Here is a 15,370-nt window from a genome sequence, read left to right on the forward strand (position 1 = left end):
AGTGGGCTTCTGTTATTACTTTTCAGACTAAGACCTATAGGGACAAAGCCACGATGCATATAGGCATTTACGAAACAGCTAAAAAACAGAAGCTCATTTATGGAAGTGAAGCTTCATCAGTGATTGTACAACACTAAATCGATAGATGAGTTTTATGGAAACTGGTTATATATATTTCATTGCAATGTAACTTGGAGTGTATATGAACAGAGCATCATTATCTAAAAGTTCCCCTGATGCGTATAACAAATTGATTGAGATTAGCAATCATATTGATCAGCAAGCAGTATCATTAGAATTGGAAGAAGGATTTATTCATCTACTTAAATTGAGAATATCTCAGATTAATGGGTGTGCTTTCTGCGTGAGGCTTCATACCCAAGACGCTCAAAAATGCCATGTTAATATTGATAAAATCGCATTGGTCGCCGTGTGGGAAGAGGCTGATTATTTTTCAGAAAAAGAAAAGGCTGCGTTCTTGTTGGCTGAGTCAGTCAATATGGTTCATGCTGGGCATATACCTAATGATGTTTATGAAAAAGCCGCGGAGCACTGGAGTGATGAACAACTAGCATTAATAGAATGGGTATCTATCATCATTGGTTCTTTTAATCGCATCGCTATCGCGAGCCGCTATAAAGTGAAGCCGTAAGTCTCTAGTCGAATGACAGGTTAATATTAGTGATACTTGTCCTATATTTACAATAAGTAAAGTGACTTCATTTTCAATCTACGTGACACTGGATTGTGCGTATTAATCAGCTAATGGAGTAATGACTTATGTTCCCAGAGTATCGTGATTTAATCTCGCAGCTTCGCCAGTCAGATCCTGATTTTAGAGCCTTATTTAATCGGCATAATCAACTCGATCATGAAATAGCCAGACTGGAGCATCCAGATAGAAGCGGGTATGGCACTGATGTTATAGAGTTAAAAAAAGAAAAACTTCGCCTCAAAGAAGAGATTCATCAAATACTTAAAAACCCGCCAGAACTGAGTTAATTCGACAAATTACAACAATTCATAGCCTCGCCAAGTGTGGGGCTTTTTATTGATTTCATTAGAAGCAATTTGCACTTAATCCTATAGGCGGAACTACCTAGTTAAGATAGTGTGTCTAAAAAGGAGAATAAACATGCCTGCATTTAATCCAGTAGAAATGATCGCTGAAGCGATGATAAACACAATTAGTATGATTGCGACGCCTGTGGAACACTTGCTTTATAGTGGAAAAATAGCGGAAATATTTATGATGAGTGTATTTTATATTCAACACTAAGAAGTAAATTCATCAATAAACGATACTTAGCATAAAGTGAAAGCTAGGGACTTTATGCTAAGAGGATGACATAAAATATCATTGTTCTGGTTTTAAATAAGCGTCGATCAGTGTTCGAAGTTCAACATTTAATACTGAGCTTAATGCAATAAGATGCGCAGCATATATAGATGAGGAGCCATCTTCATATTGGGAGTATGTGCGCTCTGAAACTGAAATGGCTTTGGCTATCTCGGTGACGGTTATTCGACGAGCGAGACGTTGTTCTTTGATGAATTGACCTAAAGAGAGGTTGTTAAGTTTTCTTTCGTTCATCGGTACAGCCCTAAAATTAGTGGTGAACAATAAATAACATAGATATGTTAAACGTTAATAGGGAAGTATCTGTATTTTGGTGATGTTAGGATAATTTTATGATAATTATCCTAATGTATGGTAATTCGCTATTACTGGTTTTTTAGTGCGTATTTAACCGCACTTTGCGCATGAATTGCTGTGGTATCAAAGACGGGCACGGAAGTATCATCGTCATTTACCAGCAACGTAATTTCAGTACACCCAAGAATAATACCTTCAGCGCCTTGTTCGACGAGTAATTTCATAATGCGTTGATACTCGGTTCGTGAAGTCTCAGAGACAACGCCTAAACACAACTCATTATAGATAATATCGTGAACGATTTTTCTGTCTACTTCATTTGGAGTGACCACTCTTAAATTAAATTTATCAATCAGACGATCTTTATAAAAAGCTTGCTCCATGGTAAATGCAGTACCTAACAACCCAATAGTTTTAATGCCTGATTGTATTATTTGTTCACCTGTTGCATCCGCAATGTGAAGGAGAGGAAGATTGGATTTTTCTTCGATTTGAGGGGCAACTTTGTGCATCGTATTTGTACACAAAACTAAAAAGTCAGCGCCAGCAGCTTGTAAACTCATTCCTGCCTTTGCTAAATGGTCAGCAGCAAGATCCCATTGACCGTGAGATTGAAAATATTCAATTTCAGCAAAATCAACGCTGTATAAAACAATCTTAGCGGAATGTAACCCTCCAAGCTTCTGCTTAACACCTTCATTTATTTGCTGATAATAGAGTTGGGTGGATTCCCAGCTCATTCCCCCGATAAGTCCAACCGTCTTCATTTATAAGTACCTTATATGTATTTTTTTCTTACTATACTGAGCGTATTTATAGGGAGTCAATCCGTTAATACCAGTTTTTATCGATAATATAAATGAAGCTTAGCTTGTTTTTAACTGATATCTATCTTATTAGTTTTAATATTGAAATTATATTTCTGTAATTAATCGAATGTTAGAGATTTGTTTTTTAAAAATTGACTAGTAACGTGCTGAGACTGTTCAGTAAATCTTCATTAAATAATATTTAATTACTGCTATACTACTAAAGTTACTTATTTTATTTTTTAGGTAATTTGGAAATAAAATAAACCTAGTGACCTACACTGACTATTTTTTGATGTTCAGTTTATGAATTTAAATTTTTTAGTTAAGGAGTTTATGATGGTAAGTAATAACCAAGCCCGTCGTTTATTAGGGATGCCGTTCAAATTAAGTCGTTCTAAGCGTAATATTCAAGTTTCTGTGATTGCAAAGGAAAATGCTACGGCTTTACCTGAAAAACTGCAAGATAAACCATTCGTTGCGGTACAGAAAAATAAAGCCACAGAGAAGAAAACCTATCACTCTGTCAGCGTATTTTACCCAGAATATATCTAAATTAATTTCAGGGTGAGATGTGACCCTCTAGATTGACTAGAGGGTTAATGTGCTAAAATAATAAATTCCCTTCATATACCCATATCTTTTTTGAATTATCTGATGGTATTTTGTCATTGGAATGGTTCATGATCATTCAGCAATTTTTTGTGATCGCTACTAAGTTTCTATCTATTAAAGAAAATAAAATAGTGTGATAGTCATATTCTGTCGATAAAATCGAGAACGAGAATAATGATAAATACAACTAAAATGGATATGTGTAGATGAAATTATGCCAATGGATGCTATTTTTTTGTTTTTTATTTATAAATGGTTGTTCAACACAATTTAAAACTGACGATGAGTCAAATAAGCTGAAATTTAGTATCCAGCATGCTAACACGATCCCGATTAAGGATTCAGTTGAAACATTGACGGTGGCAGATATGTTGCCGGGAGATATCCTTTTGTCTTCAGCAACGGGGATGAACTCGTGGGGGATCCGCTTATTTAGCGTGAGTGGGGTGAGCCACGCTTCTATTTATTTAGGATTTGGTCAGGTGGCAGAATCGGTTGGGAGTGGAGTCAGAATTGTTCCACTCGACCAAGCAATCACAGATTCTAATAATATGGTTGTATTACGGCATAATTTATTGACGTCATTTCATGCAGAAAAACTGCGTGAGTTTTCTACTGCTAATGACGGGGGCAAATACAACATGAAAGGGATCATTATGATTGCGCCGTGGATGTTGACAAAACGCGTCTGCGAATTACCACTGATTGGGCAGAGTATCCGTAATTTTTGCCTTAAAACACTGGCTACAGTGCAATTAGGGGATGATATTGAACAAGCCAACGGTTTCTTTTGTTCGCAGTTTGTCCTAGATGCATATAAATATGCCGGTGTACCGCTATTTGAGGGGAGCTCATCATGGATTACGCCTGCTGATATTCTGCATATGCGTTCAGGGGATGTACCTACCTTTATGCCGACAGAGCGTTTAACCTATGTTGGGCATTTAAAAAATTGGAGCTTTGGGGGCGCTATCCTCAATAAGTGATGGGATATTGCCAGTGAAGTTTTGATGCAATGTTGTTTGCTATAAAATAAAAAAAAGGCCAACTCAAATGAGTTGGCCAGCTAAACTGGAAGCAATGTGAGCAATGTCGTTGTGAAAAGACCGAGTAATTTACTCAACTATTCACGAGATAAAAGATAACTATTCTCATTTAAGAAATCAACCCCTTTTTTCATATAACTATTAAAATTTTTTATCCCATAGAAAATCCAAAAAATGCTTAAAAAACAAATTGATTAATAGCTTTATTGGTTTGATTTATTACGTTCTCAGTTAATTCTGGCGAAAAATATTTAACATTTTTTGCTTTTTCTCTGAGTGATGAAGCGAATTTTAGTGCTGATAAAGAAATAATGTTGTGAATTTGTAGCCGGAGATCTCATTTATCTTTTGAGATAAGAGACATTTACGTACAGTTGATTATAATTTTACTGTTAATGTTTATTCGATAATTTATCAGGAGGGCTTATGTACAAAACGATTTTGGTCCCTATCGATCTCACTGAAGAAGAGTTGACCAGTAAAGCGGTTCGTCATGCGGTAAATTTAGCGAAACAATCTGGCGCAAAAATTCATCTGATCCACGTATTGCCTATCTCTTCGGCAATTATTAATGCGTATGCGTTGGGTTATATGGAAATTAAAGACCGAGCGACAGTGAAAGCAGAAGAAGACATGAAAATGCTGATGGATTCGATTGATCTTCCTCATGATGATGTTAGTTACACTATCACGTTTGGTTCACCTCGTGATGAAGTGATTAACACCGCAAAAGATATTAATGCCGATATTATTGTGATTGGCTCTCGCCGTCCAAATATTACGACTCACTTGTTAGGTTCTACTGCGGCAGGAATTGTTCGTTACGCGGAAACATCTGTACTGGTTGTTCGTTAATTTATTCTTTTTTAAAACCTATGCAATGAAGTTTCCATAATGTTGCATAGGTTTTTTTATGTCGTTTACAAGATCATTGTTGAATTGGCATATCGATATGGATTGAGTAGGATTTTTATGGAGAAATTCACTAAAGAATTAATGCGCATGGAACATTTTGTTTTGCGAGTTCTGCGTTTTTATTTTTTAGCGTTATTAGTGTTTTTTATTGGCTTACTGCCTGGAATTATTGGCTTTTATTTTATTGAAGGGCATTCGATAATGGAGTCTATGATAAACGCATTATCAATGCTGAGCGGCCAAGCAATTGAGCCCGCACCAATCACCCAAACAGGCCGCTTTTTTATCGCTATTTACGGCTTATTTTTACAAAGTGTATTCATTATTAGTATTGGCTTAATTGTCACGCCGTTTATTCATCGCATATTACATAAGTGGCACTTAGAAGAGGATTAGATTGAATAAGTTACCAAATGTTGTGGCTATTTTACTGAATTGATTTTCAGATTAGTAAACCAGTTCACGACATTTTCATTTTATTCGGGCTATACTTTTCTTGGCAAAACAATAACCATTAAACCGCTATCTCATCTATTCAAAAAACGAATAAATTGAATGAGAGATAGATCCTTGAGAGGGGCTTATATGAATAAAACTATTTTGGTTCCCGTTGATATTTCTGAAGATGCATTGACCGATAAAGCGTTAAAGCAAGCCATTCATTTAGCAAAAATGGATAACGCGAACATCCATCTATTTCACTCAGTGCCAGATGTTTCAAGATTTTCGATGAGTTATAGCTATCATTATGATTTGCTAGCTTCATTTACGAAAAAAGCCATTGAGCGCTCGGAAGAACAGCTGGTTGAACTGGTTAATCACATTGTGAAAGATATGGATTTCCCTGCTGATAGGATCTCTTATAAAGTGGAGTTTGGCTCACCAAGAGAAAAAGTATTAGATGAAGCGGAGAAAGTTCATGCCGACCTTATTGTGGTTGGCTCGCGCAACCCAAGTATTTCAACACACTTATTAGGTTCGAATGCTTCGGGGATCGTCTCTTATGCAAAAATATCCGTTTTAGTCGTAAGATAGTTTTATTATTTAATACATAAACTGGATGCATAAAAAAGACCTGAGTTATCAGGTCTTTTTCTTTGGCGCAATTAGGATTTATTGACTGTTTCTTTAGCATGCTCAATAGCTGTTAATGCTTGGCTACATGCTTGTTCCTGTGTATCTTCAGGATAACTTGCGAGGGTTTTTCTCGCGTCTTCTAATTGTGATTTCATTAATGCGATTTGTTCACTCGCATTAGGCTCATTCTTATATTGTTCTTCAGCTTGTTGAACTAGCGCATTCATTTCTTTGAAATATTTGTCACAAACTTGTCCTGCATTTGCATTCAATGCAGTCAGCGAAACAAATAGACCCAATGCAATTGGCAGAATATTTTTCATCATCTTTTCACTTTCAAAAGTCATATTTTGGCCAGCATAGCATCCCATTTTTTAAAAAGACATCGGCCAATGATGAATATTTCAGTGCGTTTTAATTTTTATCAAATTAATCATGCCAATATTAAAGGAAGTGGCTATAGCATAAATTGCAAATTATAAATGAGAATCATTCTTGACTGAGTGTAATGATAAAGTGTACATTCCAGTACACTTTATTGAGTTAACAACCCAACGTAAGGAATGATAATGAATAACAGTATTATGATTAATATTCAAAACTGGCCTGTCTGCACGATGAATACATTTCCAACATCAATGATGGAGACGCAGTCATGGTTATCGGAACTTGAGCAGCTATTAGCGAAAAAGACCCAATTTGTTTTAATTTATCCGCCAATGGAGCCGAAAGGGAAACCAACAGCAGAAGACATGGAATGTATGAAATTTGTGCGTCGTTGGTTGAAAGATGGAAGAGAGGGGATGACAGAATATTGTCGAGCTATGGTAATTACATTACAGCCAGATGGGGGGGATAAAGATGAAATGGAGCGCACAGCACCTGTTATTTCATCTCTGTATGGACCTGAAGTTTTTTTAGTGGAAAGCTCTCAAGCTGCGCAACAGCGAGCCACTGAAATTTTAAATGAGCTATGATTTACTGGAACTAATTTTACGAATATAGCTAGCGATGATATCCACGGAAAGCCCGATTTGTTGATGGATAAATTCATCGCTAGGTTTAAAGTTTTCGATACAGAAGGTTTTGATAAAAACATCTGCTTTTAGCATCTCAAGATAACGGGATGAAATACTTAATAGTGTGGCTTTATCGACTTTTACAGTCGGAATTTGTGCAAGCTTTTCGGCAAGGCGCTGATAGCTTTGCACGGGGCCTTGTTCGAAAAAGAGTTGGCTAATATCAGGGAAGCGGTTGTATTCCCCTAAAATTAGGCGATATAGCCCGATAGATTGGGGTTTAATCACATTGACTAAAAAACGCGAACCATAAAACGATAATACCGCTTCAATGTTGTCTAAAGGTGGCTCTTTATGGTCTGGCTCGGTGAAAATATCGTCTATCATGTGTGCCACGACTGCAGCAAATAAACCTTCTTTATCCCCAAAGTTTTTATACAGCGTCGAACGGGAGCCTCCCGCACGTTCGATGATCATATCTAATGTCGTGCCTTCAAAACCGTATTGCAGAAAAATATCTGCCGCAGCCATAATGAGCGCTTGATGGCGACGCTGTCCTTTTGGTGTTTTGGCTGAATTTGTCTGGTTCATGAAATCAATTTCCTAACAAAATGGCGCACGGGGCTAAATTATCTGAAAGAGGTCATAATTCAGTTTGTTATTTTCCTCTATGATGTATATGAATATTATCATGTTTAAATCAATATCTGAATTTTTGTCAAATCCTTGGGGGAGAGAATGAAGGATTGCATAGCTGATGAAAAAATGCAGGGAGAAGAAAAGGTTGTTGATATACAGAGAGAAATTACAAAACTGTGTATTGAATGCGGTTTGCTGCTATTACAGCATGGGGCTGAGAGTATGCTGGTTGAGCAGTTAACAACGCGTTTAGGCATCGCTTTGGGCGCTAGTCAGGTAGATAGTGCGATTTCATCTAACTCACTCGTATTAACCACAATCATCGATGGGCGCTGTTTAACATCGACTCGGCGGATTATTGACCGTGGCATTAATATGCATGTAGTGACTGAAGTTCAGCATGCAGTGATCCTCGTTGAACACCACTTACTTGACCGTAAACAATTACAAAAAAAATTAGCGGGTATCAAACCATTACGTTATCCCCGCTGGCTAATGGTGGTGATGGTGGCGCTTTCTTGTGCTTGCTTCAGTTCCCTTAACGGTGGTGGTTGGGAAAGTGCGTTGATCACCTTTATGGCAAGTGGTTGCGCGATGTATATCCGGCAAGTGCTAACATCTCACCAGATTAATCCATTGATTAACTTCTGTATTACAGCATTTGTCGCGACGTCAGTTTCGGGTTTATTACTCAAAGTACCCTATTTAAATGTAACTGAAACCATTGCCATGGCAGCAAGCGTGTTGTTGTTAGTCCCCGGATTTCCATTAATTAATGCGGTGGCGGATATGTTCAAAGGCCATGTGAATACAGGGATTGCTCGATGGATGATGGCCAGTTTATTAACGCTGGCAACCTGTATCGGCGTGGTATTGGCGATGATCATTTGGAATCTGAGGGAGTGGGCCTAATGTTTTTCATTGAGCTAATTGAGAAAATGGTCTTAGCGGCTGTCCCTGCTGTCGGTTTTGCAATGGTATTTAATGTGCCAGTGAGGGCATTGAAATATTGTGGATTATTAGGTGCCATTGGCTATGGTTCCCGAATGATTTTAATGTTACTGGGGTTGCAAATTGAATGGGCGAGTTTTCTTGCCGCGATTTTAATTGGCATGATTGGGATCCAGTGGTCGCGCTGGTGGCTGGCGCATCCGAAAGTTTTTACCGTTGCAGCGGTTATTCCTATGTTTCCGGGGATCAGCGCCTATATCGCAATGATTTCTGTGGTGAAAATTTCCCAATATGGCTATACCCCAGAGTTAATGGAAACTCTAGTTACTTATTTTTTAAGGGCATCTTTTATTGTCGGTGCGCTCTCTATCGGCATTTCGTTACCGGGATTGTGGCTATATCGCAAAAAGCCAAGTGTTTGATACTCAATAATGTTTTATTGCTAGAACCCATTAAGTAATAAACCACGGAATAGCAAAAGCGTTAATTGATAGTGATTAACGTTTTTTGTTAACAAAGCTTGTTATCTATTTTTTGTATATTATTGCACAAATTCCGATATTGCCTTTTATGTTATAAAATTGAGTATCAATTGATATCAAAAAGACTTATATTTCATCCAACTAGCGAGTATACATAGCGCATTCGGCAATTTTTGCATGAATAACTTACGTGTTGTATTTAATAAATTGCTTTTTTTCCTATCAATGGTGTTATTTTGAAACAGATTTTTTATTTTTCGCGCATGATCATTGCGTTAGTATGTTTTTCCTCGTTATCTATCTCTTCCGTTTATGCTGCACCGAACAATTTCACTGAAGCGAAGACGTCCAGTAAAAGCCTCGTTTATGGAGATCAAAATCATCAAGGACAAGGAACGCTATATTGTGGCTGTGAGTGGGAATGGACAGGTAAAAGTGGTGGACAAGTTGATTTAGCCTCCTGCGGCTACCAAGTGCGCAAGCAACAGAGTCGTGCAGAGCGAATTGAGTGGGAGCATATTGTTCCTGCTTGGGTATTTGGTCATCAAAGACAGTGCTGGCAGAGTGGTGGTCGTAAAAATTGCGTCTCAACTGACCCTGTGTTTTCTCGAATGGAGGCAGATCTGCATAACCTCGCACCTTCAATTGGGGAAGTGAACGGTGACCGCAGTAATTGGAGCTATGGTCAGTTACCTGCTAATGCGCCTTATTCTTACGGTGCATGTCGTAGCCGCATTGATTTTAAACAAAAAATCTTTGAACCGCGCGACGAAGTGAAAGGGCAGGTCGCTCGAGTCTATTTCTATATGCATGACCGCTATAATTTATCCATGTCACGCCAACAGCAGCAGTTATTTATGGCGTGGGATAAACAGTATCCTGTAGATGAATGGGAACAAAAACGTGACCAGCGCATTGCTAAATTGATGGGGCATCATAACCCATTTGTGACGGGTGAAAGAACATGGAGTTTAGGGCACAAAAATAGCGGCGATGGCTTAAATATGAGTGATAAGCCCAGCGAAATAGTCCCTCAGCCAGTACCTCAGTCTATCCCAAACAAGAAGGAAGGTGAGACGCAGGTAAAAGGTAACCGTAATTCAAAAAAATATCATTTATCCCACTGCTCTGGGTTTAAAACCTTGTCGGATAAAAATGCGGAATTCTTTGCTAATGAAGCGGACGCACAGGCAAAAGGTTATCAACTAGCGGGTAACTGTAAGCCTCGTTAATAGAATCGAACTGTAATAATTCAGTCAATTTAGCGAGTTATTACAGTTTTTCTATATGCAATTTTTCACAGATTATCTGATGGATGCGTGAATTTACACATTTTTTGTTAATTTAAAGTTGTCATTCAAAAAAAACTCGCGCTATATTTATTCTATGGAAACGTTGTAGGTTGATGATATTCGGGTCAATGCAATATTTTGTGGTGAGTTCGAGTATTTTTTATATTGTCATAATATTGTCACGCAGATTCTTTAGTTTACGAGTATCGCCTGTATAGGAGAAACGAATGAGAACTAGGTGTTTGTTAATCAATATGCGAAACCGGTTACCACCCCATCATGGAACTGACATGATGAGATTGCTAACCGGTTTTTTTATACCTGAATTATCAACCTAGGCAACACAAGAGCTTGAAGGGAGCTCCTCTCTGTTTTGAATAGTTCGTCATCTGAATTGACATCATCGATACCTGGAAGGGTTAATACTATGAGTAGACAGAAAGCTGCAACAAAAGCACGTCGTGAAATGAAACGTACATCACGCAAAGACCGTTCAGGGAGGGATATGAACAACGTTACCTCCTTCGCCGAATATACAGGCATAGAGCCGATAGGCATGGCGAAAGAACGTCGCGATGAAACTCCGATAACACCACGTAATGAAACCCAGAAGCTCTATATTAATTCCATCAAGCACAAGCAGTTGATTTTCGCTAACGGTGAGGCAGGATGCGGTAAAACCTATATCAGTACTGCATTAGCCGCGGATGCCTTGATTAACAAGGAAATTAGTAAAATCATTGTCACGAGACCCGTGTTACAAGCGGAGGAAGATCTTGGTTTCTTACCGGGAGATATGTCTGAAAAGTTCGCACCTTATTTCCGCCCTGTTTATGACGTATTAATGAAGCGATTAGGCGCTTCGTTCCTGCAGTATTGTTTACGCCCTGAGATTGCTAAAGTCGAAATAGCGCCGTTTGCTTATATGCGTGGTCGTACATTCGAAAATGCCATTGTGATCCTCGATGAAGCACAGAACGTCACGGTCACTCAAATGAAGATGTTTTTAACCCGTTTGGGTGAAAATGTAACGGTAATTGTGAACGGTGACGTGACCCAATGTGATTTATCAAGCGGCGTTCAGTCAGGTTTGGGGGATGCATTACAGCGTTTTAGTAGCGATGAAATGGTCTCAATGGTTAATTTCACAATTGATGATTGTGTGAGATCCCAGCTGTGTCACAAGGCACTGCTGGCTTACAATGACTAATATAATGAGTTTAACTCACTACACAGGCTAATTAATGCATGAAACTGCCCCAGTTTAGGGGCAGTTTTTTAGTTAGTCGTCGGGGTTGTCCATGACGGCATGACGTTCATGATGATAACCTTCCTCATCATATCCATATCGCCAGTAAGGAATTGCGTAGATATCATCGCGACCAAAACCTTTTTCACGTCGAATAAAACGGCGTAATTCACGGATGATTTGATCTTCACCTGCAATCCAAAAGCCCACGTCGGACTCTGGAATATCCCACGATTTGAATGTATTAATCAGATTGGTGGTTTGGCTAATATCTCCACAAGTCCAATCAATCTCGATGCCCGCTGGCTTGGCTAAATCGCGAATATCCACTTGGTGGTCAAGGCGTAAAACGACGCGTCCCACTGCTGTAGCAGGCATTTTTTCCAGTAACGCCGCAATCGCAGGTAAAGAACTTGAATCACCTGCCATAAAGTAATGTGCGCGGATAGGCAGTAGTGGATCAGGCCCACCTGGGTTTGTGATCCCCAGCCAATAACCTGGTTTTGCATCACGAGCAAACAGATAAGCAGGGCCTGTTACCCCTTCGTGCATGGCAAATTCAATATCGATTTCATTGAGTTCAGGGCGAATAGCGCGAACGGTGTAAGTGCGCACAAAAGGGCGCGGCTTATCTTCTGGCCAGCTACGTCCTTTTTCAGTGAGGAAAGGAAGCGCGGGTTGGCTTTGATGGTCAGGGGCAATAAAAATTTTGAGATGACCACCTTCACACTCCGTTGGGTAATTGGCTAATTTTTCACCCGTAAATGTGATGCTGCGAATAGAAGGGCTGATATCGACAATGGATTTAACTTGAATAAGCTGTGGGGGCGCTGGGCGGTAGATATTTTTTTCAACAGTCTGTTCACTAGCCACTAACCGTCTCCTTTCTTAATGATAATATTATTATATGTTAATTATTATCATTATCATATCATGAATGTTTATGGGAAAACTATTCAAAAGATGCAGGATTATTGAGCGTCTAATTATAAATATGCCGCAGCATGTTAACGCTGCGGCAAAGGGCTTACTTCACTTTCATGCCGGCGGCGGTCATCAACAATCTAAATAAGGAAGAGAATGCGAATAGTGCCAATACGCTTCCTAACCAAATTGCTGCCATCCAACCGAGTTTCTTCCACCAAGGTGAGCGGATAGTTGTATCAGTGATAGCCTTGATCTGGGGTAATTTTCCCTCTGAAGACATAGTAACTCCAATAGGTATAAACCAAAATAACAGGGATGATGAACAGAGCGCCAACCAACATAAAGCCTAAACTTTCTGAAGGGCCTGCCGCATCGCGGAAGGTAATTGCTGGCGGAATTAAACTAGGCCAAACGCTGATACCTAATCCTGTAAATCCTAAGAAAATCAGCATTAGTGCAGCGAGAAATGGCACGCTATCGTAACGTTGACGTTTGGCACTTTTAAAAATGATCCACACACAGCCGAGTACTAATAAAGGAACAGGTAGGAAGAAAAACAGGTTCGGTAAGCTAAACCAGCGCACATAAACCGCGTCATTTAACATTGGTGTCCACACGCTTATCACGCCTATCACCGCTAACATGGCCAGTGTTAATGGGGTTAACACGCGATACATGGTTTTGCGCAGGTGTCCCTCCGTTTTCATGATTAACCAGCCACATGCTAGTAAGGCGTAAGCGATGACTAAACCGAATCCACAGAACAAAGGGAAAGGTGCAAACCAGTCAAAATAGCCGCCCATATACATGCGGTTTTCAACGTGGAAGCCTTGAATAAACGCACCAATCACAATCCCCTGAGAGAATGTGGTAAGGATTGAGCCCCAAATAAAGGCGTGATCCCAGCGGCGGCGATGAGATTCATCGGCGCGGAAGCGAAACTCAAAGGCGACCCCACGAAAAATCAGTGCTAGCAACATAAAGGTCAGTGGGATAGATAGCGCATCTAAAACAATGGCATAGGCTAGCGGAAATGCCCCAAATAGCGCGGCACCACCTAGCACTAGCCACGTTTCGTTACCATCCCAAACAGGTGCCACACTGTTCATCATCAAATCTCGGTCTTGGCTCTCTTTTAGGGTTGGGTACAAAATACCAATACCTAAGTCAAAACCGTCCATCACGATATACATCAACATACTGAAAACGATGATGACAAACCAAATTAGTGGTAAATCAATGCCCATGAGTTGCCTCCTCGGAGATACCTTTACGAATTAATTTCATCATGTACATGTAGCCGATCCCAAATACGCCGCCGTACACCACAAAGAAGGCTAGTAAGCTCACGCTCATGTGCATTTCACCATGGGCGCTCACGGCATCTGCGGTACGCTGTAAACCGTAGACAACCCAAGGCTGACGCCCGATTTCTGTGGTAAACCAACCAGCTAAGATGGCGACTAAGCCTGATGGTGCCATGACGAACATAAAACGCAGGAATAATTTGGATTCATACAGCCTTTTACGTGAACGAAGCCATAACCCCCAAACACCAGCAGCAATCATCAACATGCCTAGGCCCACCATCACACGGAATGACCAGAACACCATAAACACATTGGGTCTATCTTCTGGTGGAAACTCTTTAAGGGCTGGAACCTGTTTGGTGGTGCTGTGCGTCAAAATCAGGCTCGCCATGTAAGGAATTTCAATGGCATATTCGGTTTTTTCTTTTTTCATATTCGGGATACCGAAGAGGATCAGCGGGGTGGCTTCGCCGGGTTTATTTTCCCAGTGACCTTCCATTGCCGCGACTTTAACCGGCTGATATTTTAGGGTGTTTAACCCGTGAGCATCGCCAATGAAAGCTTGAACTGGTGCTAAAATCAGGATCAACCACAAAGACATGGAGAACATTTTCTTCATGGCGGAGGATTTATTGCCTTTGAGTAAATGCCATGCACCGGATGCACCAATAAAAAAGGCTGCTGCTAAGAATGCCGCAGTGGTCATGTGGAGTAAGCGGTATGGGAATGATGGGTTAAAGATCACCGCTAACCAATCGACAGGGACAATTCGCCCATCGATAATTTCAAAACCTTGAGGTGTTTGCATAAAACTATTGGATGCAAGGATCCAGAAGGTTGAAATGATGGTGCCGAGTGCAACCATACACGTCGCAAAGTAGTGAAGTTTTTCGCCCACACGGTTCATACCAAATAGCATGACACCGAGGAACCCTGCTTCTAAGAAGAAAGCGGTGAGCACTTCATAGGTTAAGAGTGGGCCGGTGATGCTACCAGCAAAATCCGAGAAGAAACTCCAGTTAGTCCCAAATTGGTATGCCATCACCAATCCAGAAACGACACCCATACCGAAATTGACAGCAAATACTTTTGACCAAAAATGGAACAGTTTTATATAGTCAGTATCGCGGGTTTTTAGCCATAAACCTTCGAGAACGGCCAAAAAACTGGCAAGCCCGATGGTGATAGCAGGAAAGATAATATGGAACGATACCGTAAACGCGAATTGAATACGGGCAAGCTCCAGCGCAGTTAGTCCAAACATATTGACCCCTGAATGGAATTGATTTTGACACGCCACATTTCCAGCCATTGCGAAGCAATTATGGGCTGTTCCTTAGCAATAAGTAATTGATTTCGCTGGATTGTTAACACTCATAAAT

Annotated in this window: 21 protein-coding genes; 13 read left to right on the plus strand and 8 right to left on the minus strand. The window is 40.0% G+C overall.

Annotated features, from left to right (window positions below):
* Positions 1 to 202: 202 nt before the first annotated feature.
* The 3 genes from LDO73_RS07980 to LDO73_RS07990 all read left to right on the plus strand — a co-directional run bounded on the left by LDO73_RS07980 (position 203) and on the right by LDO73_RS07990 (position 1,279).
* On the plus strand, positions 203 to 652 hold the full coding sequence (locus LDO73_RS07980; protein WP_224060930.1) for a carboxymuconolactone decarboxylase family protein: 450 nt from the start codon (positions 203 to 205) through the stop codon (positions 650 to 652).
* Between the two features lie 128 nt (positions 653 to 780).
* A complete protein-coding gene (locus LDO73_RS07985; RefSeq protein WP_108478997.1) occupies positions 781 to 1,002 on the plus strand; it encodes a YdcH family protein in 222 nt (73 codons plus the stop codon).
* A gap of 133 nt (positions 1,003 to 1,135) precedes the next feature.
* Positions 1,136 to 1,279, plus strand: coding sequence for a hypothetical protein (locus LDO73_RS07990; RefSeq protein WP_211885380.1), 144 nt, complete (start codon positions 1,136 to 1,138; stop codon positions 1,277 to 1,279).
* A 78-nt stretch (positions 1,280 to 1,357) separates the two neighbouring features.
* Here LDO73_RS07990 and LDO73_RS07995 read toward each other — a convergent pair whose 3' ends face one another.
* Positions 1,358 to 1,594 (minus strand): helix-turn-helix domain-containing protein, encoded by a 237-nt coding sequence (locus LDO73_RS07995; RefSeq protein WP_224060931.1) that lies wholly within the window; start codon positions 1,592 to 1,594, stop codon positions 1,358 to 1,360.
* 131 nt (positions 1,595 to 1,725) lie between these two features.
* Positions 1,726 to 2,424, minus strand: coding sequence for an aspartate/glutamate racemase family protein (locus LDO73_RS08000; RefSeq protein ID WP_224060932.1), 699 nt, complete (start codon positions 2,422 to 2,424; stop codon positions 1,726 to 1,728).
* 378 nt (positions 2,425 to 2,802) lie between these two features.
* Here LDO73_RS08000 and sra point away from each other — a divergent pair, with 378 nt between their 5' ends.
* The 5 genes from sra to LDO73_RS08025 all read left to right on the plus strand — a co-directional run bounded on the left by sra (position 2,803) and on the right by LDO73_RS08025 (position 6,077).
* A complete protein-coding gene (sra, locus tag LDO73_RS08005; protein WP_224060933.1) occupies positions 2,803 to 3,021 on the plus strand; it encodes a stationary-phase-induced ribosome-associated protein in 219 nt (72 codons plus the stop codon).
* A gap of 266 nt (positions 3,022 to 3,287) precedes the next feature.
* Complete coding sequence (locus LDO73_RS08010; protein ID WP_224060934.1) at positions 3,288 to 4,067, plus strand: YaeF family permuted papain-like enzyme; 780 nt, start codon at positions 3,288 to 3,290, stop codon at positions 4,065 to 4,067.
* 486 nt (positions 4,068 to 4,553) lie between these two features.
* Complete coding sequence (locus LDO73_RS08015) at positions 4,554 to 4,982, plus strand: universal stress protein (protein WP_006660028.1); 429 nt, start codon at positions 4,554 to 4,556, stop codon at positions 4,980 to 4,982.
* Positions 4,983 to 5,099: 117 nt separating this feature from the next.
* Positions 5,100 to 5,438 (plus strand): hypothetical protein, encoded by a 339-nt coding sequence (locus LDO73_RS08020; protein ID WP_224060935.1) that lies wholly within the window; start codon positions 5,100 to 5,102, stop codon positions 5,436 to 5,438.
* Positions 5,439 to 5,627: 189 nt separating this feature from the next.
* Positions 5,628 to 6,077, plus strand: a complete 450-nt coding sequence (locus LDO73_RS08025) for a universal stress protein (protein ID WP_036954742.1) — start codon at positions 5,628 to 5,630, stop codon at positions 6,075 to 6,077.
* A gap of 71 nt (positions 6,078 to 6,148) precedes the next feature.
* Here the strand turns inward: LDO73_RS08025 and LDO73_RS08030 are convergent, their stop codons facing one another.
* The gene (locus LDO73_RS08030) at positions 6,149 to 6,442 is read right to left on the minus strand and encodes a DUF5339 domain-containing protein (protein WP_211886393.1); all 294 of its coding nucleotides are present in this window, start codon (positions 6,440 to 6,442) and stop codon (positions 6,149 to 6,151) included.
* A 246-nt stretch (positions 6,443 to 6,688) separates the two neighbouring features.
* Between LDO73_RS08030 and LDO73_RS18135 the strand changes: the two genes are divergently transcribed.
* On the plus strand, positions 6,689 to 7,096 hold the full coding sequence (locus LDO73_RS18135) for a hypothetical protein (RefSeq protein ID WP_224060936.1): 408 nt from the start codon (positions 6,689 to 6,691) through the stop codon (positions 7,094 to 7,096).
* Here the strand turns inward: LDO73_RS18135 and LDO73_RS08040 are convergent.
* On the minus strand, positions 7,091 to 7,729 hold the full coding sequence (locus tag LDO73_RS08040) for a TetR/AcrR family transcriptional regulator (RefSeq protein ID WP_224060937.1): 639 nt from the start codon (positions 7,727 to 7,729) through the stop codon (positions 7,091 to 7,093). The genes LDO73_RS18135 and LDO73_RS08040 overlap by 6 nt on opposite strands.
* A 147-nt stretch (positions 7,730 to 7,876) precedes the next feature.
* Between LDO73_RS08040 and LDO73_RS08045 the strand changes: the two genes are divergently transcribed.
* The 4 genes from LDO73_RS08045 to phoH all read left to right on the plus strand — a co-directional run bounded on the left by LDO73_RS08045 (position 7,877) and on the right by phoH (position 11,712).
* Positions 7,877 to 8,689, plus strand: a complete 813-nt coding sequence (locus tag LDO73_RS08045; RefSeq protein WP_224060938.1) for a threonine/serine ThrE exporter family protein — start codon at positions 7,877 to 7,879, stop codon at positions 8,687 to 8,689.
* Complete coding sequence (locus LDO73_RS08050) at positions 8,689 to 9,150, plus strand: threonine/serine exporter (RefSeq protein ID WP_423810878.1); 462 nt, start codon at positions 8,689 to 8,691, stop codon at positions 9,148 to 9,150. Before LDO73_RS08045 ends, LDO73_RS08050 begins: the two co-directional genes overlap by 1 nt.
* A 323-nt stretch (positions 9,151 to 9,473) precedes the next feature.
* Positions 9,474 to 10,442 (plus strand): endonuclease, encoded by a 969-nt coding sequence (locus LDO73_RS08055; RefSeq protein ID WP_423810888.1) that lies wholly within the window; start codon positions 9,474 to 9,476, stop codon positions 10,440 to 10,442.
* A 487-nt stretch (positions 10,443 to 10,929) separates the two neighbouring features.
* Positions 10,930 to 11,712 carry a phosphate starvation-inducible protein PhoH gene (gene phoH / locus LDO73_RS08060; RefSeq protein ID WP_224060941.1) on the plus strand — a complete coding sequence of 261 codons (783 nt, stop codon included), beginning with the start codon at positions 10,930 to 10,932 and terminating at the stop codon, positions 11,710 to 11,712.
* Positions 11,713 to 11,784: 72 nt separating this feature from the next.
* Here phoH and LDO73_RS08065 read toward each other — a convergent pair whose 3' ends face one another.
* The 4 genes from LDO73_RS08065 to LDO73_RS08080 form a co-directional block, all read right to left on the minus strand.
* On the minus strand, positions 11,785 to 12,624 hold the full coding sequence (locus tag LDO73_RS08065) for a siderophore-interacting protein (RefSeq protein WP_224060942.1): 840 nt from the start codon (positions 12,622 to 12,624) through the stop codon (positions 11,785 to 11,787).
* 154 nt (positions 12,625 to 12,778) lie between these two features.
* Positions 12,779 to 12,958, minus strand: a complete 180-nt coding sequence (locus LDO73_RS08070; RefSeq protein WP_224060943.1) for a DUF2474 domain-containing protein — start codon at positions 12,956 to 12,958, stop codon at positions 12,779 to 12,781.
* A complete protein-coding gene (gene cydB / locus LDO73_RS08075; protein ID WP_224060944.1) occupies positions 12,915 to 13,925 on the minus strand; it encodes a cytochrome d ubiquinol oxidase subunit II in 1,011 nt (336 codons plus the stop codon). Before cydB ends, LDO73_RS08070 begins: the two co-directional genes overlap by 44 nt.
* Positions 13,915 to 15,252 carry a cytochrome ubiquinol oxidase subunit I gene (locus tag LDO73_RS08080; protein WP_224060945.1) on the minus strand — a complete coding sequence of 446 codons (1,338 nt, stop codon included), beginning with the start codon at positions 15,250 to 15,252 and terminating at the stop codon, positions 13,915 to 13,917. Before LDO73_RS08080 ends, cydB begins: the two co-directional genes overlap by 11 nt.
* Between the last annotated feature and the right edge of the window lie 118 nt (positions 15,253 to 15,370).

Source organism: Providencia alcalifaciens, from assembly GCF_915403165.1.
In the GTDB taxonomy this organism is placed as follows: Bacteria; Pseudomonadota; Gammaproteobacteria; order Enterobacterales; family Enterobacteriaceae; genus Providencia; species Providencia alcalifaciens_C.